We start from the raw sequence: 21,924 nt of genomic DNA on the forward strand, positions 1-21,924 counted from the left end.
CTCACAGACCAAGCTCATTGCAAGTGGCTCTAAGACTACCAGCTTCACTCCGGAGATGCCCCGGTCGATGAGACCTCGCAGCAGCGAGGCGTACGCCGCTCCCTTCTCCGAAGCCCGCTACCTTGATGGCCAAGACCTCCCTCAAGCCCTCTTCGTCCACCCCAACGCACGTCAAGGTAGCGCCATGCTCATCACTCTTGGACCCCAACGTACCTTCAGGTAAGTGGCATCCAGGTAGAGATAGGGATAGGCCTTCTCCTCTAAAGAGCGCTCTTGCCACTCCCTTTGTTCCTCTTCGAGCCTTCTGGCGATACGGCTTACGGCATCCTTGCCGACCTTCACACGGCTCAAAGCCTCGGTGACCCAGCTATCTTCCTTACCGAGATCCATAAGAGAGGTACATCTCCTCTTCGATGTCCCCGGTTATGCGCTTGTATTTCTCGAAGACTTCGGTGACGAACTCACCTTCTCTATCTTCTCTGGGCGCCTCAAGGCGCTCGATCCTGTCCGCGGGTGTGAGGAGGGTGCGCGTGTAGTGGCCGTTACGCTCCCCGCGCCTGGTAGGGGTCACCTTCCGGTAGCCGGCTTCCAGATGTTGGGTCATCTCTTCCTCGAGGACTTCCTCCAGCCCCGCCTTGACGCCCTGGCGTACCCGGGGCTCCACATCCAGCTTCACCTCGTGCTCGAAATCCTCATGCTTTTTCGGGGTCAAGTGTCTCCCTTTTCACTTGAAACCCACAAACTGCCAGACACTATCTTGGCAGACGCTATGGACGAGGCCTTCGGATAGACGCTGGCAACCCCTTGGTTCCGGCAACTGTCAGGTACCGTAAAGTCAGGTACCGTAAAAGCCCCAGCGATCTGCCGAGGCCTTCTTACTCCCCTGTCATTTGCAGGACTTTTGTAAGTGGCGGGACCCGGAATCGAACCGGGGACACCGTGATTTTCAGTCACGTGCTCTACCGACTGAGCTATCCCGCCTCGCTGGTCGGCGGGAGCGACGGGACTCGAACCCGCGGCCTCCGGCGTGACAGGCCGGCGTTCTAACCAACTGAACTACGCCCCCGCGCAGCGGAGAAGAGTGTAACAAACTGAGGGAGGAATTTCTATCAGCGTTATCCACCTCTTTGCCGGGCGCACGGGATTTTGAAGGGTCTGGTGTATCTGTTCGGCAAGCCGATCATCCCTGTACCGTCGGGCGGGTTGAGAACCCTCTCTTCTCATCGGTCAGGAGAGAGATGACCTCCCTTGCAACCTCTTCGGAGGCCGCTCCCTCTTCGACTGTGATCTCCCCGGTTTTAATCCCTTCCGGGGATAGCTCCCGGGCCAGCTCTCTCAGAATTACTCCGCGTGCCTCCTGAGATGCGGCAGTTATCGGATCGGGTGCTGCTTTGTTCAGGGATATGAGGCAACCACCTCTTTCGCGTATCGCAGGTATGGCCGCTGAGATCGCGTACAGAAAGCCCTTCAGGCCCGCGTCCAGCGCCCGTTCCCAGGAGTCCAGATCTCCGGAGGAGAGCGAGGATGCTCCGGCCTCGACGGCGAAGACCAGCGCGTCGAGGCCCCCGAAGGCGTCTGTGGCCGTCTCCACGAGACGTGACGGATGGTGACGCTTGGCCGGATGCACACCCACGACCGCCGCCTGTCCGTCGTGGACCTCGACCTCTCGTTGCAAAGCTTCGAGGCGGTGGCGATCCTGCCCGCCGAGGACCAGGACCGCACCCTCCCTGGCCAATGCCAGGGCCACGGACGTTCCGGGCTCGTCCTGGGCTCCGAGCACCGCCACCACCCTGTCTTTCAGGTTACTCAAGCTCCTGCCTGTCCGCAGCATGTAGCTTACTGGTGGTCTCTCCTGGCCGGCGACGTGCCTGGGCCATCGCAACTTCGGGGTTTCTGCTGCGGTACTGGATGCGGCGGCGTCGCAGGTATCCTATCGGAGCACTCCACACGTGCACCAGATGCGAGTAGGGCCACAGCGCAAAGAGCAGGAAAGCAAGGATTATGTGGATCTTGAAGATCACCGGCACGGGGGACATCAGGTTGGGGTCTGGAGCGAAGGAGAAGAGGCTCCTGGCCCACGGCCCTATCGAGGTGCGGTAGTCGAAGGTCGGGCTGCCGAAAAACGACGAACCGGGCATGTTCAGAAGCCCGACCCATATCCTGTAACCGAGCGTCACCACGAGGCCTATGGCTATCACCACCAGGAGCAGAAAGTCTATGAAGAACTTGATGTTGCTCTTGGTCGTGCGCCTCACCTTCTTCACCAGCCAGCGCCTCATGTTTATGATCAGGATGCCGATGAGCGCGGTCGCTCCGGCGGCCGTTCCGGCCCACAGCGAGAGTATCTCGTACCAGGGGTCCTTGAAACCTATGGCGTGGTAGAACTGGATCGGGATGAGGATGCCCATCACGTGCCCGAAGAACACGAAGATAATCCCGACGTGGAAGAGGACCGAGCCCCACTTGAGAGATCTTTTCTCGAGAAGCTCGCTCGATTCGGAGGTCCATCCGAACTGGTCGTAGCGGTAGCGGAACGCGTGTCCCACGACGAAGGATGCCATGGCCAGGTACGGCCAGATCACCCACGTGAAGTTGTCGAGCAGGTTCATCTATCTTCTTCTCCCGTCGAAGACGACGTTGCTTTGAGGAGGGACCTGAGGTCCCTCCGAGCCGTAGGGCTCCAGGCCCACCAGCTCGCGGGGCGGACCCTTGGCCACCAGTTCCCTGGCTTCCTCCATCTCCCGCTCGCTCACCTCTGGCAGGAGGCTCCTCAGGGCGTCGATGAGGTGGGTGTAGGGGCTTCGCATCTGGAGGAGCGCTTTCCTCATCACCTCGAGCCCCGCCCGATACTCCGAGAGGAGCTTCATACCTGTCTCGGGATCTTCGTTTGCGAACTCGAGCATGAGCGGCAGGTAATCGGGTAGCTCATCGCTCTCCACGGCGTATCCGGCCTTCGCATAGGTCCATTTGAGGTCTATGAGGGCCTGCCCTCTCCTTCTCTCGTCTCCGTAGCGGAAGTAGCTGAGGTAGAGGGTGTTCTTGGCCGCGAAGTCGAAGGTTTCGGCGTAGTCGGCCTGGAGCTTGAGCGGGGGGGTGTTCTGCCAGTAGAGTAGAAAGCGTTCTATGCTCTCCCTGGCCGGGGAGTCTTCGAGGTCCTGCACGGCCCGTGCTATCTCCTCGCGCGAGGAGATCATCTCCTCGTCCGGGTAGCTCAGGAGGATCGAGATGATCTTGAAGATCACGCGCCCGCCTCCTTGAGGTGGAATGCCTCGAAGTCTGCCTTAGAGCGGAAGAAGTTGACGTTCGGGGCCTTGAGCCTCCCGCCCATCGCCCGGGCCTTCTCCTCGAGCTCCTCCTTCATCGAGTAGAAGGCTTCGTTCCTCTGGGTGCCTTCCACGCTCGCGCAGCTTCCAGGTCCCCCGGCGAAGTCCAGGCCGCAGGCGCCCTGCGCCTGCGCGTCGAGCTCCAGGGCGAGCTCCTTGTGGGCCTTCGGTATCACGTAGCGCTCGTCGTATTTTGCTATAGCGAGGAGCCGGTACATCTCTACTATCTGATCTTCGCCGAGACCGGCATCCTCGGCGAGCCGGGGGTCTGCCTCTCCGGCTATGTCCAGCTCCCTCATGTAGGCCCTCATCGCCGCGAGGCGCCTCAAAACCCGCTTTATCTCCTCCTCGTCTCCCGCGGTGAGCAGGTTGGCCAGGTACTTGTTGGGGATGCGCATCTCCTCTATCGCCGGGAAGACCGCGTCCGGGTCGGGCTCGCCGTCTTCTATGAGGCTCATCACCGGGGAGAGCGGCGGCACGTACCAGACCATGGGAAGCGTCCGGTACTCCGGGTGCAGGGGCAGCGCCACGCCCCATTCGATCGCGAGCTTGTAGAGGGGCGATCTCTGTGCCGCCTCGATCCAGTCCTCCGGTATTCCGTCGAAGCGCGCCTGTTCTATGACCTCGGGGTCGTGGGGATCGAGGAAGATGGAGCGCTGGGCGTCGAGGAGCTCCTTCTCATCCGGGGTGGAGGCCGCCTCCTCGACCCGGTCGGCGTCGTAGAGCAGAACGCCTATGTAGCGGATGCGCCCCACGCACGTCTCGGAGCAGATCGTCGGGTCGCCGTTCTGGATGCGCGGGTAGCAGAGCGTGCACTTCTCGGCCTTGCCCGTGTGCCAGTTGAAGTAGACCTTCTTGTAGGGGCAGCCCGTGACGCAGTAGCGCCAGCCCCGGCACTGCTCCTGGTCCACCAGCACTATCCCGTCCTCGTCCCGCTTGTACATCGCCCCAGAGGGGCAGGAGGCGACGCAGGAGGGGTTGAGGCAGTGCTCGCAGATGCGCGGCAGGTACATCATGAAGACCTTCTCGTACTCCATGCGCACCCGCTCCTGGATGTCTTCGGAGATGTTCGGATCGTGGGGGGCGCTCTCCTGCGAGCCCGCCAGGTCGTCCTCCCAGTTGGGACCCCACTCGAGCTCCATCGGCTCCCCCGTTATCCTCGATTGAGGCCTTGCAACCGGCTGGTGGGCCGAAGGCTTCGCGCTGGTCAGGGTCTCGTAGTCGTAGGTCCACGGTTCATAGTAATCCTCTATGACCGGAAGGTCCGGGTTGTAGAAGATGTTCGCCAGCTTCTTGAGCTTCCCCCCGGCCTTGAGCTCCAGCTTGCCGTCCTTCTTCAGCTGCCAGCCGCCGTTCCACCGGTCCTGGTTCTCCCACTCTTTGGGGTAGCCCACCCCAGGCTTGGTCTCCACGTCGTTGAACCAGATGTACTCCGTACCCTCCCGGTTCGTCCAGGTGTTCTTGCAGGTCACGGAGCAGGTGTGGCACCCGATGCACTTGTCCAGGTTCATCACCATCCCGATCTGGGCCTTGACCAGCATCAGTAGGCCACCTCCCTCTGGCGCTTGCGGATGACGGTCACGGTATCCCGTTGCGATCCCGCCGGGCCGTAGTAGTTGAGTGCGAACGTGAACTGCGCGTAGCCGCCTATCATGTGAGTGGGTTTGACGACGATCCTGGTCGTCGAGTTGTCGGTTCCGCCGCGGGTGCCGCTGACCTCGGAGATGGGCACGTTGACATGCCTGTCCTGGGCATGGTACATGATCGCCGTGCCCTCGGGGATCCGGTGCGAGACAACTGCACGGGCGGAGATGACCCCGTGCACGTTGTAGACCTCGATCCAGTCGTTGTCTTTGACGTCTATCTTGTTCGCATCCTCCACGCTCATCCACACCACGGGCCCTCCCCGGAAGAGCTCCAGCATCCTCAGGTTGTCCTGATACTCGGAGTGGATGGACCACTTGGAGTGCGGGGTGAGGTAGCGCACCGTAACCTCGGTTCTGCCATCTCCGAGAGAACGGGCATCGTACCCGAGGTCCAGCGGTGGCTTGAAGATGGGGAGCGCCTCTCCATACTCGAGCATCCACTCGTGGTCCAGGTAGAAGTGCTGGCGCCCGGTCAGCGTGTGCCAGGGCTTCTTTTTCTCGACGTTTATAGTGAAAGGAGAGTAACGCCTGGTGCGGCTCTCCATCCCCGACCACTCCGGGGAGGCGATGACCTTGCGCGGCTGCGCCGTTATGTCCCGGAAGGTTATCCGTTCATCGCCTCTCTCCTCCGCCAGATCAACGAGCTTCAGGCCGGTGCGCTTCTCCAAGGCTTTGAAGCCTTCCACCGCGAGGCGCCCGTTGGTGGTCCCGGAGAGCGCCAGGATGGCTTCGCAGACCTGATCCGCGCGCTCCAGGCGCGGCCTGCCGGCGGCAGGACCCTCCCTTACGACGCCGTTCTGACGGCGCATCTCGTCGACCTCGAGCTTCGGTTTCCATGTCACGCCCTTGCTGCCGATGCCGAGCTCCTCGACCAGAGGCCCCAGCGAGCACATCTTCTGGAAGACGGCGGTGTAGTCGCGCTCTATGACGGTGAACCTCGGCATCGTCTTGCCCGGTACCGGCTCACACTCACCTTTCTTCCAATCCCTGACTTCACCGAATGGTTGTGCGATCTCATCCGGGCTGTCGTGCATGAGGGGCGTGGCCACCACGTCCTTTCTCACCCCGAGGTGGTTCCTCGCCAGCTCGGAGAACCTCTTCGCTATGGCCTTGAAAGAGTCCCAGTCGCTTCTGGCCTCCCACGGCGGGTCGATCGCCGGGTTGAACGGGTGTACAAACGGATGCATGTCCGTGGAGGAGAGGTCGTGCTTCTCGTACCACGTCGCCGCCGGCAGCACTATGTCGGAGTACATGGAGGAGCCATTCTTGCGGAAGTCCAGCGTGACGAGAAGATCGAGCTTGCCGACCGGAGCCTCCTCGCGCCAGCGCACGTCCTTTGGCCTCAGCTCTTCGGGCGTCTCCTCGTTGCGCACCGCTGCGTCCGGCACCCCGAGCAGGTGCTTGAGGAAGTACTCGTGCCCCTTGCCCGAAGAACCGAGGAGGTTAGAGCGCCACAGCGTCAGAACCCTGGGGAAGTTCTGCGGGGCGTCGGGGTCCTCGCAGGCGAAGTGAAGCCTGTCTTCCTTGAGCTCTCTCACGACATACTCCTCGACCGGGATGCCTTCTCTCCCGGCCGCCTCGGCTATCTCTAGCGGGTTGCGGTCGAAGGTCGGATGGGAGGGCTGCCAGCCCAGGCGCGCTGAAAGGGCGAGACAATCCACGAAGTGCATGCCGGAGAACATGCCTTTCGCAGTAGGCGAAGAGAGTTCTTCCGGAGAGCCCGGCTCGTAACGCCACTGATCGGTGGCCAGATACCACAGCGAGGTGCCGGCCATGTGACGCGGGGGACGATTCCAGTCGAGTGCGAAGGCCATCGTCGACCAGCCGGTGAACGGTCTCACCTTCTCCTGGCCTACGTAATGCGCCCATCCCCCTCCGTTTACTCCCTGACATCCACACAGCAGGACGAGCGTGAGCATGGCCCGGTAGATCTGATCCGAGTGATACCAATGGTTCGTGCCGGCGCCCATCACTATCATCGATCTGCCATTGGTCCTCTCGGCGTTGCGGGCGAACTCCCGGGCTATGCGTGCTGCCCTCCCCGAGTCCACACCGGTTATCTCCTGCTGCCAGCTGGGCGTGTAGGGTTCGGGGTCATCGTACCCCTCGGGCCACTTGCCGGGGAGCCCTTCCCTCCTTACGCCGTAGTGCGCGAGCAGCAGGTCGAAGACCGTCGTCACCAGATGATCCCCGACCCGCTTGGCAGGCACCCCGCGTACGATCACCTCTCTGGTATCGAAACGGGGGAAGCTCACCTCGACGAGCTGGTGGTGGCGGCCCAGCAGGGTGAGCGATGGGTCGATCCCCCCGAGATCCAGGTTCCACCTACCCTCTCCTTCTTCCCCGTAGCGGGTGCCGAGGGTGCCGTTCGGGCTCGTGACCTCACCGGTTTCGCCGTCGAGCAGGACCGGTTTCCACTCGGCGTTCTCCTCTTTGCCACCCAGGTCCGAAAGACGGAGGAAGCGGCCAGGGAGATGCGCGCCGCCCTCGCCTTCTTCAAGCGTGATCAGAAACGGCAGGTCCGTGTACTTCTTCGCGTATTCCACGAAGTAGGGCACCTGCCTCTGCACGTAGAATTCTTTGAGGATCACGTGCCCCATCGCCATCGCCAGCGCCCCGTCGGTGCCAGGGTGCGCCGGCAGCCAGTGGTCGGCGAACTTGGTGTGGTCGGAGTAGTCCGGCGAGACGACGACGGTCTTCTGCCCCTTGTAGCGCGCCTCGGTCATGAAGTGGGCGTCCGGGGTCCTGGTTATGGGGATGTTCGATCCCCACATTATGAGGTAGCTTGCGTTGTACCAGTCGGCGGACTCCGGCACATCGGTCTGGTCTCCCCAGATCTGCGGCGAGGCCGGAGGCCAGTCCGAGTACCAGTCGTAGAAGCTCGGGATCACACCGCCGATGAGCGAGAGAAAGCGTGCCCCCGACGCGTAAGAGACCATGCTCATCGCGGGGATCGGGCTGAAGCCCATGACCCTGTCGGGGCCGTACTTCTTTACGGTGTAGACGTGGGCGGAGGCTATGATCTCGACGACCTCCTCCCACGAGGCCCGCACCAACCCTCCCTTGCCCCTCCGGATCTTGTAGCTTCTCGCCTTCTCGGGATCCTCGACGATAGAGGCCCACGCCTCCACCGGGTCACCCTTCTCGGCCTTCGCCCTGCGCCACAGCTCGAGCAGAGCCCCCCTCACATAGGGGTGTTTGATCCTCAGGGGTGAGTAGGTGTACCAGGAGAACGATGCCCCCCTCGGACATCCCCGCGGCTCGTACTCCGGGAAGTCCGGACCGTTGGAAGGATAATCCACCGCCTGGGTCTCCCAGGTTATGATGCCGTCCTTCACGTAAACCCGCCAGGAGCACGACCCCGTGCAGTTCACCCCGTGGGTGGAGCGCACCACCTTGTCATGCTGCCAGCGGTTCTCGTAGGTGTACTCCCAGCCCCTGTCCCGGGCACTCACCTCGTTCCATCCTCCGGAACGCTCCTGCCCCCTGCGCAGGTACTGCAGACCCCTCAGCAACGGATTGATCGCCCTTGGCATCGGCGTATGCTCCTCTCGTTGCCACCCTGACTCTGGATAAGAGTTTATATTACAGCTACGTGTTTGGTAATTCTTTTTCTGCGTATTTTGATCTCGTTGATTTATTCAGGTGATGCGGGGCACGGATTTCATTGATGCAGGTCACGAAGAGACTTCCGTTTTAAGGTTCGGGCATCACGACAGACCCGAGGACAGTGGTCGTCTCCACAGCGTGATCAGCATGTTGACGAACGTGACCACCCAGGCGGCGATCGCGATCCAGACGAAGACCGCGGCTATGTACTTCAGGATGGCCGGCAACGGCATGGCCTGGGCGAGGGTGGCGGTGGCCGTGGTGTACATTCCCAAAGGAAAGACCATTCCCCACCATCCTACGTTGAACCAGAAGGGGTAGCGTAGGATGAAGTGGCGCCAGAGCCCCATGAGGAAGAGCCAGGGTATCCACCAGGATGCGATGGCCCACAGCACCAGCGTCAGGCCCATCGTGAAGGGCTCGAGATGGCTCAAAAGGGGGGAAGAGACGTGGGACGAGAGGAGCGTGGCTCCTGCGAGCGTGGCGATGGCGAAGGCACCCATGTCTATCCAATATGTGGGAACGAGATCCCCTGCCGCAAGGTCGTAAAAGAAGAGGCGCTGGATGATCATCGCTATGACCCACAGATAGAAGATCACGCTGATGAGCCAGAGCAAAAAGCTCCAGAACACCACCTGGCCCGCCCCTGATCCGAAAGAGGGTGCCACTCGTGTGCCCAGCACCGAGACGCTGGCCGTCCCAACGGTCCATAAGAGCCAGTTACCCTGTATCCCCCGCTGTAGAGCGGGTTTCCCTTCCCTCTGCGCGATCAGCGCGGCGGGGATGGCGTAGACGAGCACACACCAGAGCACGAGCGCCAGGACCCACAGCGCCAGAGCCGCGCCACGGTAGCCGCCGACCAGAAGGAGCTGCGTTCCCAACACGCCGCTGCCGGCGACCACGGTGAAGTATCCCATGGCCCTCATGTGCTTGCGGAAGTCTCCGAAGAAGTCCCGCGGAAACAAAACCAGCCGGGCCATGTAGACTGCCCACGACAGAGCATAAAAAACGACGTTGACCCACATCAAAACCGTCGGAACGACCGAAATCCCCTGCGTGTGAGCCGCAATGCCAACGATCCCGGTGGCCATGACCAGAGAAAACCATGCCGGGTTCAGCCCGCTCAGAGCCTCTGATAATTCCGTTTTTCTCATTCCGACCACCGTTAGTCTAGCAACGGAGGATGGAGCAGAAAAGAGGCTCGGAAAACGTAATGGTTTTGAGGATGCAAGGAATGTGTTCGAAGGTCCTGGAGAAGTAGCCCCGTTTTGCCTTTTCCGCTCGCCGGTGTGCCCGAATTCTCTCCCGGCTGGAGGGTTCGACGATAGAATTACTATAATGATCATAGTTGTGTGAGGATGTCTGGAAGGAGTGGGAAGATGAGTGGCAGGGAGCGTCCTGTATCCGGTCGAGCGCTGCACGGGCCGGTACAGAGGTTCGACATCGAGGAGGAGGCGGGCAGGCTCAAGTCCGAGGAGGCGTGGAAGCGGGGTGGGAGGAACGCGATCACGCTGCGCAAGGGGCAGGGGATGAACGTGGTTCTTCTGGTGATGCGTGCCGGGGATGTGCTGGACGAGCATGCGGCGCCGGGGCCTTTCAGCCTGAACGTGGTGAGCGGCAGGGTGCGCTTTGCGTCCGCCGGGGAGGAGATGGAGGCTGGGGCGGGGACGCTGGTGGCGTGTGATGCGGGTGTCAGGCACAGGGTTGAGGCGCTCGAGGAGTCGGTCGGTCTCATCACGATCGCCAAGAGAGACGGTGGAGATGGGTGAGGGTGCCATCATCGGGCCGGATACGCCGGTAGCGGAGCTCGCTGCGAGGTATCCGGCGGTGAGGGTCGTGCTCTCCCGCTACGGGTTCGGATCTTACGAGGATGAGGAGCCGCCTGCGGGTTCGGTCGCGGGGTTTGCCAGGGAGCGGGGCATCCCGCCGGAGAGGTTGGTCGGGGAGATCGAACGGGTGCTCGATCTCTCGCGTCGCGAGCCGCCGCCGGCGAGTTTCCTCGCGCTGCTGGAGACCCACGAGCACCTGAACGAGCTTTTCCTGCTGCACCAGGAGGCCCTGCTCGCGCAGGACATTCCTCTCGCCGCCGAGCTTTTGAAGCAGGTGAGCGAGGGGCAGAGAGAACACATAAGGGTCGAGGAGGAGATCCTGCTGCCGGTGTACGCCCGTGCCGGGAAGATCCCTGGAGGGGACCCGAAGTTCTACATCAACGAGCACCGCAAGATGATCAGGATCCTCGACCACTTCGAAGAGATGCTGCCCCGTCTGATGGACGAAGGTCCGGGGACCATGAGACGCCGGGTGATTGAGCTCTTCGACGAGGGATACTGGTTCAAGCGGCTGCTCGAGCATCACGACGAGAGGGAGGAGAGCATCCTCTATCCCGTCCTCGACCAGGTGACGACGGAAGAGGAGCGCCGGGAGCTGCTCGAGAGGTGCCTGTAAGTTTCTCTCAGGCGTCGAGCACGACGTCGGAGAGGGGGCTGCCGATGCAGATCAGACGATATCCCTCTGCAAGCTCCTCGTCGGAGATCGCAAACGCAAGATCCTGGTCTATCTCCCCCTCGAGGCACATCTGCATGCAGGTGGTGCAGGTGCCGCTCCTGCAGTCGTAGGGGAGGTCTAGCCCGTTCTCCTCGGCCTTCTCGAGGATGTACTCATCCTCGGAGCACTCTATGGTGATGCCGCTCTTCTTGAAGGTTACCCTGTGCGTCTTCGCCATCTCCCTCCTCACACCAAAGCAGGCGGGGAAGCATCCTGCGCTCCCCCGCCCGCGCCATCCCACGCCTCAGGACGAGAAGAACTCCTGCGCCTTGGTTATGAACGAACGCATGTCCTCGGGGACCTCGTCCTCCGGGAAGATCGCCTCGACCGGGCACTCCGGCTCGCACGCCCCGCAGTCGATGCACTCCTCCGGGTTGATCAGGAACTGATCCCCCGCATCATAGATGCAGTCGACCGGACAGACCTCCACACACGCCTGGTTCTTCGTCCCGATGCACGGCTCCGTGATCACATAGGGCATCGCGCCTCCTCTCTTCCTCGACCACTAACCATTACTGATTATGTAACGTTTTATTTGCGGGGCAAGGGCTGCATGACCGGGATCACGCGGTTGTGTGATCTCTAGCGGCCGAAGAAGAGCTTGGCGGCGGGGCTCATCATGTCCGGGTTCCAGGGGGGTTCGAAGGAGAGGCGGGCGTCGACCGTCTCGACTCCTTCGATGGAGAGCAGCTCGTTTTCGAGGTGCTCCTGGATCATGTCGCCCACGGGGCACATCGGGCTCGTCAGGGAGAACGTCACGTCGACGTGGCGTCCATCCTGCTCCACCTTTATGTCGTAGACGAGCCCGAGCTCGACTATATCGAGGCCGAGCTCGGGGTCTATCACGGTCCTGAGCTGGTCTCTGACGCGCTCTTCGCTTACGGTCTTTTGCATGCTCAACCTCCTGTCTGGATACGCTCGCCGGAAACAACGAGAAGTTGCGCGCGCTCCTCACCGGTCATGACGGCAGGGATCAGGGGCCCGAGAAGGATGCTCCCGCACTCCCTGCAACGGGAGCCTGACTCGTCGGAGTAGAGGAAGAGGACCTCTTCCGGGTCGTAGGAGGTGCCGCACCCCATGCAGGCCCACACCGGCTGAGGAAAATTCGCGTCCATCATCCGCGCATCTCCTCTTCACGAGATTTCATCCTGGGGAAGAGCAGGCTGTTCTCCTTGAAGATATGATGGTGGGTGTCGCGCTCGAGCTCGGCGAGACCGTCGAGCATCGCCCGGTAGGAATTGCAGGCGTCCTCCGGTATGCGGTAGCCGTCGGTGAGCTTCCGGATCTTCTGCAGCCGCCGTCCGGTCGCTATGTGCTCCCTCACGCTCTTCCCCAGCAGGCCGCCGAGGGAGCCTTCCACCCCGGCCGGTTCCCCGCGCTCGAGCCTCACCCCGGCCGGGAAGATCGCAGCCTCTTCCTCCGCGGTGTGCTCCTCGAGCTCCGCCCGCAGCCGCCCGAATTCTTCCTTCAACTCACCGAGCTCCGGATGGTTCTCCCCGTGCGCTGCCTCCACCTTCCCGATCAGCCGCTCCAGCCTGGGAAGCTCGGAGCGCAGGTAGTCGTGATGGACCTTCACGATGTGCTCGACCAGCTCCCCCATGCCCATGCTCGCGAGGTCCGGCTCTTCATCGGTCCTGCCTGCTTCTCCCTCCAGCCTCTTCACGATCTCCTCCACGGTTACCCCGGCCGCCTCGCAGGCATCCGCAAGGGAGACATCCCCGCCGCAGCAGTAGTCTATCCCCACCTCCTCGAACACCCGTGACCGGCCGGGCACCTCCGCCACGAGCTCACCAACCTTCCTCCAGGGCGGGATCATCATCCTCCACCTCTTTCTCCAACAAACAGCACTTAAAACGTAATAGTATATTGCAGTCTCGGGTTGGTAGGTGCAAGGAGGGGATGTGAGGGGTCACACGCCGGGGCCGGTGCTAGGATGGCTGAGATGGACTCTGGAGGCGTTCGTCGAGGGGGGTCGGGATGAGCAGAGGTCATGGTTCGGTGGTCTCGGAGGATCTGGGACGTGTGGCGGGTTCGGGGGTGGGGACGGTCTGGAAGCTGGAGGGGAGCGAGGATCTGAACGCCAACCTGGTGCGGTTGCCGGGTGGAGGGGGCATCGGGGAGCACGTGAACGGGGAGGTGGATGTGCTGGTGATCGGGGTCTTCGGGAGCGGCACCGTGGAGGTCGAGGGGGAGAGGTGCGAGATCGGGCCGGGGAGGTTCGTCTTCGTACCCAAAGGGGCACGCCGGTCGTTCGAGGCCGGGCCTGAGGGGGTGACGTATCTCTCGGTGCACCGTCGGAAGGGTCCGATCCGGATCGGACGCGGCGGGGGTGGGGCGTGAAGCGGCATCCTGCGCTCAGGAAATTCTCCGAGGACCACCATCAGGGGCTCGTGCAGGCCAGGAGGTTGCGACGGGCGGCGGGTGAGGATGTGGAGGCCAGGATCGGAGTCGGGCGTGCCTTCCTGCCGTTCTGGCGGGAGGAGACGAGCGGGCACTTCAGGCTCGAGGAGGAGGTGCTCTTGCCGGTCTACGCCCGCTACGGCGGGGATCTCGGAGCCGAGCCCGTCTTGCTCACGGCGCGGGACCACGCCACCATACGCGGGCTCGTGATGGAGCTGGAGGAGCAGGTGGAGAGAGACGAGGTGCACCCTGATTTACTGAGCGAGATCGGGGAGCGGCTCGACGGGCACATCCGGCTCGAGGAGCGCCGGCTCTTCCCGCTCGTCGAGCGGAGCCTTTCGGAGGAGCAGCTGGGGGAGATAGGGCGTCGGGTGGAGGAGGCTGGTTAGGCGATGGATCTCGGTCTCGAAGGGAGCAGGGCGCTGGTCGCGGCCTCCAGCCGGGGGCTCGGGCGGGCGGTAGCCCGTGAGCTCGCGGCGGAGGGGGCGCGGGTCGTGATCACGAGCCGGAGCAAAGGGACGCTGGAGGAGGCCGCCGCCGGGATCGCCGGGGAAACCGGGGGCCAGGTCGGATGGGTCGCGGCCGACCTCCGTCGGGCGGAGGATGTGAGGCGTCTGGTCGCGGAGGCCGCGGGCCGTCTCGGCGGGCTCGACGTGCTGGTCACCAACTCCGGGGGGCCTCCGGCGGGGGATTTCGAGGACTTCGGCGATGAGGCCTGGCGGGAGGCGTTCGAGCTCAACCTGCTCAGCGTCGTGCGGCTCGTGCGCGAGGCGCTGCCCCACCTGCGTGCGAGCAGGAGCGGGCGAATCCTCAACATCGCCTCCTCCTCGATAAAACAGCCCATAGAGGGGCTCGTGCTCTCCAATACCTTCCGTGCCGGGGTGGCCGGGCTCGCCAAGAGCCTGGCAGCGGAGCTCGCCCCCGAGGGGATACTCGTCAACACGATCGGACCCGGCAGGATCTCGACCGACCGCGTCAGGCAGCTCGACGAGGCACGGGCCAAAGAGCTCGGCATCACGCCAGAGGAAGCAAAGGCCCGATCCGAGGCCGGGATCCCGCTCGGCAGGTACGGCACCCCGGAAGAGCTCGCCCGGCTCGCGACCTTCCTCGTCTCTCCGGCGAACTCCTACGTCACCGGGCAGGCCGTGCTGGTGGACGGGGGCATGGTGCGGGCGCTGTAGCGCGGGTTCAGATGCTCAGGGGTTTGTAGGTGTCCACGTGCAGCACGCCGTCGAAGAGGACCCTGCCGTCCTTCGTTACCTTTTTGTAGGTGACCCAGCGGGTGTAGCCGGGACCCGAGGCGACCTCCTTCGACCACATCGTGACGTGCCTGCCGGTCGGACGGCCCCAGATCTGGGCGTGGACGTAGCCGTCGCTCCCGACCCACTCCTTCAGGAGCAGATATCCCGGGGTGTTGTTCTTGAACTTCATGTCCAGCCTGCCGGAGTCCGGGCCGCTCCCGCTGCCGAACCACACCGTCGCGTCGAAGCCGGGCCGGATGTAGGGGAGCTGGGCGTAGTGGGGGTGGCGTTCGAGGACCTTGAGACCCGCGTAGTTCGCTGCCATGTAGAGAGTAGAGGAGATCTGACACATCCCCCCGCCCAGTGCCTCCTTGACCTTGCCGTTCACGATCACCTTCGAGGGCTGGTAGTGTAGCCCCTCCGTCTTGTCGTCGAAGGAGAAGACCTGTCCAGGCGCGACGAGGGTGTTATTGACCGCGTTCGAGGCGATCCTGTAGTTGGCCATCTCGCCGGGTGCGGTGTCCCAGGTGTAGTCGGTCTTGTAAGAGCCGAGGAGCGTGGTGGGCTTCAGGCGCTGCGCCTCCCGGGTGGTGAGGTGTGGTTTTGTCGTCGCGAGCGGGATGCTAAAGCTGTGCCGTCCCGAGAAGAGCCCTCCTTCGAGTTTGGCGAGGAGCTTCTTCTCCCGGATCCTGCGGCCCTCGTGTGCAGGGACTACCTCCACGGTATCGCCGGAGATCTTGTAGGAGGCGCTCTGCGGCGGGACGTCGAGGGTGGAGAGCATGCCGGAGGCCACCTGCTCGAAACCTTTCCCGCTCACGGTCGCCTCCAGCCGGGAGCCGTGGGCCGAGACCCGTATCATACGGGCGACCTGCGCGGGCTCGAAGGTCCATCGGTGTCCCGCATCCCGCAGGACGAGCGGGGTGGAGAGGGCCGTCCTGATCCTGCGGGCCGCATTCCGTGCCGACTGGGTGGGGATGGCTGGTCGCAGGATGCGTCCAGAGATGTCGGCCTCGCTGCGCAGGCCCTGCGCGGCACGGCGTATGGCGTTCATGGTGGCGGTGACGTCGAGCCTGTAGCCTTCGTGCGAAGGGGTGATGGTGACTTGTGCGCCGTCTATGCTCACTGAAGCGTCGCGAGGCTTCGAGTCGAGACGCGTGGCCAGCCGCTCCACGAGCCTGCGGGCAGCCTTCGGATCGAAAGAGACGGCGGGTTCCAGGTCGCTCCCGCCGAGCAACGCCCCGGACATACCGGCGATGCGGGCCCCGATCCAGCCGGTTCGGCCCACCTCGTAGGCGCGATGGGCGCTCCTTTGGGCATCGATCCCGATGCCGAGTCGACGGGCGTCCAGAGGGATCGACTCTTCCGAGGTCTTCAGACGGATCTCGCGCGGTATCATCCCGGCCTCGCGCTGCCGGAGGATGTCGGCGGCTCGCCGTGGTGTCCTCCCGGAGAGGGATACTCCAGCCACTTTTACGCCCGGGTAGATCCGGCCCCGGTAGACGAACCACTCGCCCGCCGCGGCGAGGAGTACGAGCAGAACCAGGGCGAGCACGGCCACACCCGCCCATCGTAGGGGACGCCGGCGACCTGCTTTCCCCGGGGCGTCCTCCCCGACGCGCCGACGCGTGATCCGCCTCGCCACCCACACCTCCGGAACGAGAGCCTTCGCTGCGCGCCGCCTGGTCCCCGGTCGATTATAGCTCGGGGACCTGTCCTGCATCATCCGAAAACCGCTAGAATGAGCTCCTCGTGGGAAACAGGATGAGAGGGGAAAGATGCCAGAAGAGCACGTCATCTCGATAGACCCGTCGAAGCAGCTCGCCGACGAGCCCCACACCGGGCACAACCGCTGGCACGAGGACCTGGAGCCGGTGGTCGAGGTCGAGCCGGGGGACATCGTGATCTATGAGACCCGCGACGCCTTCGACGGGCAGCTCAATCCCGCCTCGACCGCCGAGGACGTCGGCAGGCTCGACCTCGGTCCCGTCCACCCGCTGACCGGACCGGTCTACGTCAAAGGCGCCGAACCCGGAGACCTGCTGGAGGTCAAGGCGCTCGCCATAGAGCCCGACCCGTGGGATCAGTGGGGGTACACCGTCGAGGTGCCCGGCTTCGGATTCCTGCGCGACGAGTTCACCGAGCCCTACATCATCCACTGGCGTCTCAACGGCACCGAGTACGCCGAGTCCGAGCAGCTCCCCGGCGTGAGGTTGCGCTACAACCCGCACCTGGCCTCCCTCGGCCTCGCCCCGAGCGCGGAACTCCGGCGCACGATCACCGAGCGGGAGGCGGCGGTGGCCTCGCGCGGCGGGTTTGCGCTCCCGCCGGACCCCGCCGGGGCCGTCCCCGGCGGACGCATCGCGGAGGAGGGGCTGAGGACCATCCCGCCGCGCGAGATCGCGGGGAACCTGGACATCAAGCAGCTCTCTCCGGGTGTCACCGTCCTGATCCCGGTCTACCGGGAAGGGGCGCTCGTCTCGACCGGGGACATCCACTACGCGCAGGGAGACTGCGAGGCGTGCGGTACCGGGATAGAGATGCGCTCCCGGGTGCACCTGCGCTTCTTCGTCCACAAGGGCGAGGCGGAGAGGAGGGGCATCCGCGACCTGCGCTTCTACCGCGACGACTACTTCACCGCGCCCGAGCTCGCCGCCCCGCGCCGCTTCTACGCCACCACCGGTATCGGGGTGAGCCGGGACGGGGAGAGTACGGGGGAGGACATCACCCTGGCTGCGAAGAACGCGCTGCTCAACATGATCGAACACCTCGGCGAGCGGGGCTACGATCGCCAGCAGGCCTACGCCCTGTGCAGCGTGGCGGTGGACCTCAGGATAAGCCAGACCGTCGACGTGCCGAACATGCTGGTCTCGGCGCTCCTGCCGCTGGATATCTTCGTCTAGCCGGAGCCGTTCATCAATCCCCGGAGGGCCGCCTCGCGCATGGCCTTCCCTACATCTATGGTGAACGGTCCGTCGGGATCCAGCCGCACCGTAATCCGGTCCCGCTCCGAGACCTCGAGCTCGCGCTCGCCGTCCAGCGCCACACATCCGGAGAAGGGCGCGAGCTCGACCTCCTCTTCTGGCTCCAAGCGCCGTGACTCGGCCACCCCGACCGGCGCGACGAGCCCCGGCGCGAGCGGGACCGGGATGGTGATCTTCGCCTCTCCTGGTGCGACGAGCCTCAGGTGGAGCCCGTACGGCGCCTCGGGCGGGACAGGTTCGATGAGACCCGCCACGGCCGAGAACCCGGTCGACTCCGGGGAGGCGCGGGTGACGAAGACTTCGGAGACGTCCGCCGGCCGCCAGAGGGCCCGTGCCCCCACGAAAGCGTCGGTGCTCGTCGCGACGTCCACGAGCGCGAGATCCTCCTGGGCCCCGTTCACCGCGACGCGCAGCAGCTTCTCCCGGCGCAGCGCGCCCTTCACCCGGCCGGTCGCGACGAGTCCCGAGGCGATGCCGGCCACGGTCGCCTCGCGCATCTCCGGGAAGGCGTTGTTGGTGCCGGTCGAGAGCGGGCAGAGCGGAACTTTGCCGCAGTGCCCGGCGACGATCCGGTTGGTCCCGTCGCCCCCGAGCACGATCAGGACCGACACGTCCCGCTCGCACATCTCCTCCGTCGCCTCCGCCGTGTCGCGCGCGTCGTGGCGCAGCCGCATCTTTAGGACCTCGAGCTCCGGGAGAGCCTGGGCGGCTTTTCCCCTCGAAGAGTTGCCGAGCAGGTTGCGCCTGAGGCTCTCCGAGATCCCGGAGGCGCCGGGCATCATCACGACCCGCTCGACGCCTACCGCGCCGAGGCCCACCATCAGGCGGTAGACCATGTTGCCCTTCTCCGCGTTGTCGAAGACCGAGGCCCCGGAGACGAGCCTGCGGATGTCGCGTCCGGAGGCCGGGTTGGCGATGATGCCTGCGCTCGTCAACGCTCCGCTTCGGCGAGGAACCCCGAGATGATGCGGTTGAACCTCCCGGCCTCTTCCATGTGAGACATGTGCCCGGAGCCTCCGATCACCTCCACCCGGGCGCCTTCGGGGAGGTTCTCAGTGTGCGAGACCGGTACGATCGCATCCTCCGAGCCCCAGACCGCGAGGACCGGCACCCGGAGCGATCCGAGGTCGAGCACGTTCGCCTGATGTCCCCCGGGGAAGAGGTTCTCCGCTATCGTGCGCAGCGCGTTGTCCACCCCGTCGAGTCGCTTGTAGCGCAGCACGTCGTTTACGAGCTGGCGGTTCACCAGCTCGGGGTTCGCGAAGAGGAGCCCGAGGACGTCCTTCATCTGCCTGCGGCGGTTCGCTGCGATGAAGCCCTCGACGTAATCGCCGTTTATCTCCTCCCCGAGCCCGGCGCTCGAGATCAGGGTGAGCGAAACCACCCTATCAGTATGCTCGAGCGCGAACGCCGCCGCCACGAGCCCGCCCATCGAGTGCCCCGCCAGGTGCGCCCGCTCGATTCCGAGAGCGTCCATGAAGCCCGCTACGGTGCGGACGAAGAAGGCGAGGTCCCCGCCGTCGACGTCCTTCGAGGAGCCGCCGTGCCCCGGGAGGTCTATGGCGTAGACCGGGCGTTCGGCCGAGAGGGTCTGCTGGTTGAAGACGAAGATGTTTATGTCGCCGCCGAAGCCCGGGATGAGGATGAGCGGCGTGGCGGCTTCCTCGCCCATCTTCAGGTATTGGATCTCCCTCCCGTCGACCTCGACGGTCTCGGGTTCGGAGCTCACCGCCTCTTCTTCCTGTGGGACGAAGCTCTCGCGGAACCCCTCGACGAAGGCATCGATCTCGGAGTCCGGCACCGAGGCGTCGGCGATCACGCCGAGGAGCCCCCCGACGGGCAGCACGTCGCCCTCTTGCGCGACGTGCCGCCTCAGGACGCCGGAGGCCGGGGACTCGACGGCGTTGTTGATCTTCTCGCTCTCCACCTCGATTATCTCGTCGCCCTTCGAGACCTCCTCGCCCTCACCGACGAGCCATTGCACGACCGTTCCCTCGGTCATGGTGAGACCCCATTTGGGCATGGTGAGGCGGGTGATCTGCTGCGTCTCGCTCAAGCCTTCGCCCCCGCACCCGTGACCTCCCTCACCGCCGCGGCGACCCTCTCCGCGTCGGGGACGTAGAGGTCCTCGAGCACCGGGGAGAACGGCGGTGGGGTGTGGGGGGCCGTGACCATCTTCGGCGCGGCCTCGAGATCGTCGAAGAGCTCCTGGGCGACCTGCGCGCAGATGTCCGCGGCGAGGCTGCAGCGCGGGTTCGACTCGTCGACCACGACGAGCCTTCCGGTGTTCTCGACGCTCTCGAAGATCGTCTCCGTGTCGAGCGGCGAGGTGGTTCTGGGGTCGACGATCTCGCACTCTATACCCTCGTCGGCGAGCGCCTCCGCGGCTTCCTGGGCCATCTGCACCATCCGGCCTATCGCGACGATGGTGACGTCGTCTCCCTCGCGCACGTACTCGGCCTCGCCCAGAGGTATCTCGTAGGGCTCCTCGGGCACCTCGCCCTCGGTGGCGTAGAGGACCTTGTTCTCGAAGAACATCACGGGGTCGTCGTCGCGGATAGAGGCGATCATGAGCCCCTTCGCATCGTAGGGGTTGGAGGGGACGACGACCTTGAGGCCGGGGATGTGGGTGAAGATGGGGTAGAGGCTCTGGGAGTGCTGGGCCGCGGCGCGGATCCCCGCCCCGTACATCGTCCTTATGACGAGGGGTGTCACGGCCTTGCCGCCGAACATGTAGCGGAACTTGGCGGCCTGGTTGTAGATCTGGTCCATGCACACCCCGAAGAAGTCGACGAACATCAGCTCGGCGACGGGCCTGAGACCCGAGGCGGCCGCTCCCGCCGCGGCTCCGATGAAAGCCGATTCGCTGATCGGGGTGTCGAGCACGCGTCCGGGGAACTTCTGGTAGAGGCCCTTGGTGACGCCCATCACGCCGCCCCAGGCGTCGTCCTCTCCGGGGGCTCCCGCGCCGCCCGCGTTGTCCTCTCCCATGACGATCACGCGCTCGTCGCGCTCCATCTCCTGCGCGAGCGCCTCGTTTATCGCCTGCATGAAGGTGATGCTGCGCGCCACGGTCGCCTCCTTACCGGTAGCTGACGTACACGTCCGCGAGGAGGTCCTCCGCCCTCGGGTCGGGCGCGGCCTTGGCCTCCCGGACGGCCTCGTCTATGAGGTTCCTCACCTCATCGTCTATCCTCTCCAGCTCCCCTTTCTCGACGAGCCCGGCCGAGACGACCCTCTCGGAGAAGCGCTTTAGGCAGTCCTTCTCGCGCCGGAGCTCCTCGACCTCACCCGGGGCGCGGTAGGTCTGGGCGTCGCCCTCGAAGTGGCCGTAGTAACGGCTCGTCTTGCACTCGATGAGCGAGGGGCCGCCGCCCTCGCGGGCGCGTCTTATCGCCTCTCCGGCGGCCTCGTGGACGGCGAAGAAGTCGAATCCGTCGACGACCACGCCCGGTATGCCGAACCCCTCGGCCCGCTTGGCTATGTCCAGGCCCTTGACCGAGAAGTTCGTCGAGGTGGCCTCGGCGTAGCCGTTGTTCTCGATGATGAAGACCACGGGCAGGTTCCACACGTTGGCGAGGTTCATGCTCTCCAGAGTGGTGCCCTGGTTGGATCCGCCGTCGCCGGTGAACGAGACGGCGACCCCCCGCGTGCCGCGTATCTTGGCCGAGAGACCGGCACCACAGACCAGCGGCGGCCCGCCGCCGACGATCCCGTTGGCCCCGAGCATGCCTTTGTCCAGATCCGCGATATGCATGCTCCCGCCCTTGCCCTTGCATATCCCGCCGGCCTTGCCGTAGATCTCCTGCATCATCGCCTTGACGTCGCAGCCCTTGGCGATGGCGTGACCGTGGCCCCGGTGGGTGCTCGCCACGTAGTCCCCGGGGCCGAGGTGCGAGATCACCCCGACGGCGACCGCCTCTTCACCGGCGTACAGGTGTACGAAGCCCGGGATCTCCCCGGTGGCGAACTCCGTGTGCAGCCTCTCCTCGAACTCGCGGATCGTACGCATCGTGCGGTAGGCTTTGAGGAGGTCCTCCCTGCTGAGCGACCCCGTGCCGACGACCTCTGTCATCGAGCCCTCCTTTCCCCGAAATTCGTAACCAACCAACCATATAGGGGAGGATGCAGGGTGTCAAGGACCGTTTTGCAGGCTATGAGAAACGAGACGAAAGACGGC

General features: G+C 64.3%; 24 protein-coding genes and 2 tRNA genes. 6 read left to right on the plus strand and 20 right to left on the minus strand.

Annotated elements, in window-relative coordinates; translation table 11 throughout:
- Positions 1–171: 171 nt before the first annotated feature.
- The 10 genes from AC6EKW_RS02290 to AC6EKW_RS02335 form a co-directional block, all read right to left on the minus strand.
- Entirely contained in the window at positions 172–390 is a 219-nt protein-coding gene (locus tag AC6EKW_RS02290) for a transposase (RefSeq protein WP_498513587.1), read from the minus strand.
- Positions 377–712: a transposase gene (locus AC6EKW_RS02295; RefSeq protein ID WP_498513588.1), complete on the minus strand. Its 336-nt coding sequence runs from the start codon at positions 710–712 to the stop codon at positions 377–379. Before AC6EKW_RS02295 ends, AC6EKW_RS02290 begins: the two co-directional genes overlap by 14 nt.
- Before the next feature lie 196 nt (positions 713–908).
- Positions 909–981 (minus strand) — tRNA-Phe (locus tag AC6EKW_RS02300).
- 11 nt (positions 982–992) lie between these two features.
- A tRNA-Asp gene (locus AC6EKW_RS02305) sits at positions 993–1,066 on the minus strand.
- A gap of 114 nt (positions 1,067–1,180) precedes the next feature.
- Entirely contained in the window at positions 1,181–1,810 is a 630-nt protein-coding gene (locus tag AC6EKW_RS02310; RefSeq protein WP_498513589.1) for an SDR family oxidoreductase, read from the minus strand.
- Entirely contained in the window at positions 1,803–2,609 is an 807-nt protein-coding gene (gene narI, locus AC6EKW_RS02315) for a respiratory nitrate reductase subunit gamma (RefSeq protein ID WP_273888847.1), read from the minus strand. Before narI ends, AC6EKW_RS02310 begins: the two co-directional genes overlap by 8 nt.
- The gene (gene narJ, locus AC6EKW_RS02320) at positions 2,610–3,242 is read right to left on the minus strand and encodes a nitrate reductase molybdenum cofactor assembly chaperone (RefSeq protein ID WP_273888848.1); all 633 of its coding nucleotides are present in this window, start codon (positions 3,240–3,242) and stop codon (positions 2,610–2,612) included. It lies immediately after the preceding gene.
- The gene (gene narH, locus AC6EKW_RS02325) at positions 3,239–4,864 is read right to left on the minus strand and encodes a nitrate reductase subunit beta (protein ID WP_498513590.1); all 1,626 of its coding nucleotides are present in this window, start codon (positions 4,862–4,864) and stop codon (positions 3,239–3,241) included. The genes narJ and narH overlap by 4 nt, the downstream gene beginning before the upstream one ends.
- Positions 4,864–8,505, minus strand: a complete 3,642-nt coding sequence (locus AC6EKW_RS02330) for a nitrate reductase subunit alpha (RefSeq protein ID WP_498513591.1) — start codon at positions 8,503–8,505, stop codon at positions 4,864–4,866. The genes narH and AC6EKW_RS02330 overlap by 1 nt, the downstream gene beginning before the upstream one ends.
- A gap of 174 nt (positions 8,506–8,679) precedes the next feature.
- Complete coding sequence (locus AC6EKW_RS02335; RefSeq protein WP_498513592.1) at positions 8,680–9,924, minus strand: tellurite resistance/C4-dicarboxylate transporter family protein; 1,245 nt, start codon at positions 9,922–9,924, stop codon at positions 8,680–8,682.
- Positions 9,925–9,957: 33 nt separating this feature from the next.
- Between AC6EKW_RS02335 and AC6EKW_RS02340 the strand changes: the two genes are divergently transcribed.
- Together AC6EKW_RS02340 and AC6EKW_RS02345 are read left to right on the plus strand one after the other, a co-directional pair.
- On the plus strand, positions 9,958–10,347 hold the full coding sequence (locus AC6EKW_RS02340) for a cupin domain-containing protein (RefSeq protein ID WP_498513593.1): 390 nt from the start codon (positions 9,958–9,960) through the stop codon (positions 10,345–10,347).
- A complete protein-coding gene (locus AC6EKW_RS02345; protein ID WP_498513594.1) occupies positions 10,340–11,023 on the plus strand; it encodes a hemerythrin domain-containing protein in 684 nt (227 codons plus the stop codon). Before AC6EKW_RS02340 ends, AC6EKW_RS02345 begins: the two co-directional genes overlap by 8 nt.
- A gap of 7 nt (positions 11,024–11,030) precedes the next feature.
- Here the strand turns inward: AC6EKW_RS02345 and AC6EKW_RS02350 are convergent, their stop codons facing one another.
- From AC6EKW_RS02350 to ric, 5 genes are all read right to left on the minus strand, one after another.
- Positions 11,031–11,300 (minus strand): 2Fe-2S iron-sulfur cluster-binding protein, encoded by a 270-nt coding sequence (locus AC6EKW_RS02350; protein ID WP_273842796.1) that lies wholly within the window; start codon positions 11,298–11,300, stop codon positions 11,031–11,033.
- A 66-nt stretch (positions 11,301–11,366) separates the two neighbouring features.
- Positions 11,367–11,603, minus strand: a complete 237-nt coding sequence (locus tag AC6EKW_RS02355; RefSeq protein WP_498513595.1) for a 4Fe-4S dicluster domain-containing protein — start codon at positions 11,601–11,603, stop codon at positions 11,367–11,369.
- Positions 11,604–11,704: 101 nt separating this feature from the next.
- On the minus strand, positions 11,705–12,016 hold the full coding sequence (locus AC6EKW_RS02360; RefSeq protein ID WP_498513596.1) for a metal-sulfur cluster assembly factor: 312 nt from the start codon (positions 12,014–12,016) through the stop codon (positions 11,705–11,707).
- 2 nt (positions 12,017–12,018) lie between these two features.
- Positions 12,019–12,240: a hypothetical protein gene (locus AC6EKW_RS02365; protein ID WP_498513597.1), complete on the minus strand. Its 222-nt coding sequence runs from the start codon at positions 12,238–12,240 to the stop codon at positions 12,019–12,021.
- The gene (ric, locus tag AC6EKW_RS02370) at positions 12,237–12,941 is read right to left on the minus strand and encodes an iron-sulfur cluster repair di-iron protein (RefSeq protein WP_498513598.1); all 705 of its coding nucleotides are present in this window, start codon (positions 12,939–12,941) and stop codon (positions 12,237–12,239) included. Before ric ends, AC6EKW_RS02365 begins: the two co-directional genes overlap by 4 nt.
- 158 nt (positions 12,942–13,099) lie before the next feature.
- Between ric and AC6EKW_RS02375 the strand changes: the two genes are divergently transcribed.
- From AC6EKW_RS02375 to AC6EKW_RS02385, 3 genes are read left to right on the plus strand one after another with little or no spacing between them, the layout of a single operon-like run.
- Positions 13,100–13,462 (plus strand): cupin domain-containing protein, encoded by a 363-nt coding sequence (locus AC6EKW_RS02375; RefSeq protein WP_498513599.1) that lies wholly within the window; start codon positions 13,100–13,102, stop codon positions 13,460–13,462.
- A complete protein-coding gene (locus AC6EKW_RS02380) occupies positions 13,459–13,911 on the plus strand; it encodes a hemerythrin domain-containing protein (RefSeq protein ID WP_498513600.1) in 453 nt (150 codons plus the stop codon). Before AC6EKW_RS02375 ends, AC6EKW_RS02380 begins: the two co-directional genes overlap by 4 nt.
- A 3-nt stretch (positions 13,912–13,914) precedes the next feature.
- Positions 13,915–14,703 (plus strand): SDR family oxidoreductase, encoded by a 789-nt coding sequence (locus tag AC6EKW_RS02385; protein WP_273888858.1) that lies wholly within the window; start codon positions 13,915–13,917, stop codon positions 14,701–14,703.
- Between the two features lie 7 nt (positions 14,704–14,710).
- Here AC6EKW_RS02385 and AC6EKW_RS02390 read toward each other — a convergent pair whose 3' ends face one another.
- Positions 14,711–16,405 (minus strand): VanW family protein, encoded by a 1,695-nt coding sequence (locus AC6EKW_RS02390; protein WP_498513601.1) that lies wholly within the window; start codon positions 16,403–16,405, stop codon positions 14,711–14,713.
- 133 nt (positions 16,406–16,538) lie between these two features.
- On the opposite strand from AC6EKW_RS02390, the gene AC6EKW_RS02395 reads away from it, so the two are divergent.
- Complete coding sequence (locus AC6EKW_RS02395; RefSeq protein ID WP_273888860.1) at positions 16,539–17,663, plus strand: acetamidase/formamidase family protein; 1,125 nt, start codon at positions 16,539–16,541, stop codon at positions 17,661–17,663.
- On the opposite strand, the gene AC6EKW_RS02400 is transcribed toward AC6EKW_RS02395, so the two are convergent.
- Genes AC6EKW_RS02400 through AC6EKW_RS02415 form a run of 4 tightly spaced genes read right to left on the minus strand, consistent with a single transcriptional unit; the run spans position 17,660 to position 21,819 of the window.
- Positions 17,660–18,679, minus strand: coding sequence for an ATP-NAD kinase family protein (locus AC6EKW_RS02400; RefSeq protein WP_498513602.1), 1,020 nt, complete (start codon positions 18,677–18,679; stop codon positions 17,660–17,662). The genes AC6EKW_RS02395 and AC6EKW_RS02400 overlap by 4 nt on opposite strands.
- Positions 18,676–19,767 (minus strand): acetoin dehydrogenase dihydrolipoyllysine-residue acetyltransferase subunit, encoded by a 1,092-nt coding sequence (locus AC6EKW_RS02405; protein WP_498513741.1) that lies wholly within the window; start codon positions 19,765–19,767, stop codon positions 18,676–18,678. The genes AC6EKW_RS02400 and AC6EKW_RS02405 overlap by 4 nt, the downstream gene beginning before the upstream one ends.
- 29 nt (positions 19,768–19,796) lie before the next feature.
- The gene (locus AC6EKW_RS02410; protein WP_273888863.1) at positions 19,797–20,816 is read right to left on the minus strand and encodes an alpha-ketoacid dehydrogenase subunit beta; all 1,020 of its coding nucleotides are present in this window, start codon (positions 20,814–20,816) and stop codon (positions 19,797–19,799) included.
- Positions 20,817–20,826: 10 nt separating this feature from the next.
- Positions 20,827–21,819: a thiamine pyrophosphate-dependent dehydrogenase E1 component subunit alpha gene (locus AC6EKW_RS02415; RefSeq protein ID WP_498513603.1), complete on the minus strand. Its 993-nt coding sequence runs from the start codon at positions 21,817–21,819 to the stop codon at positions 20,827–20,829.
- Positions 21,820–21,924 lie beyond the last annotated feature (105 nt).

The organism is Rubrobacter sp. M3-4, assembly GCF_059772285.1.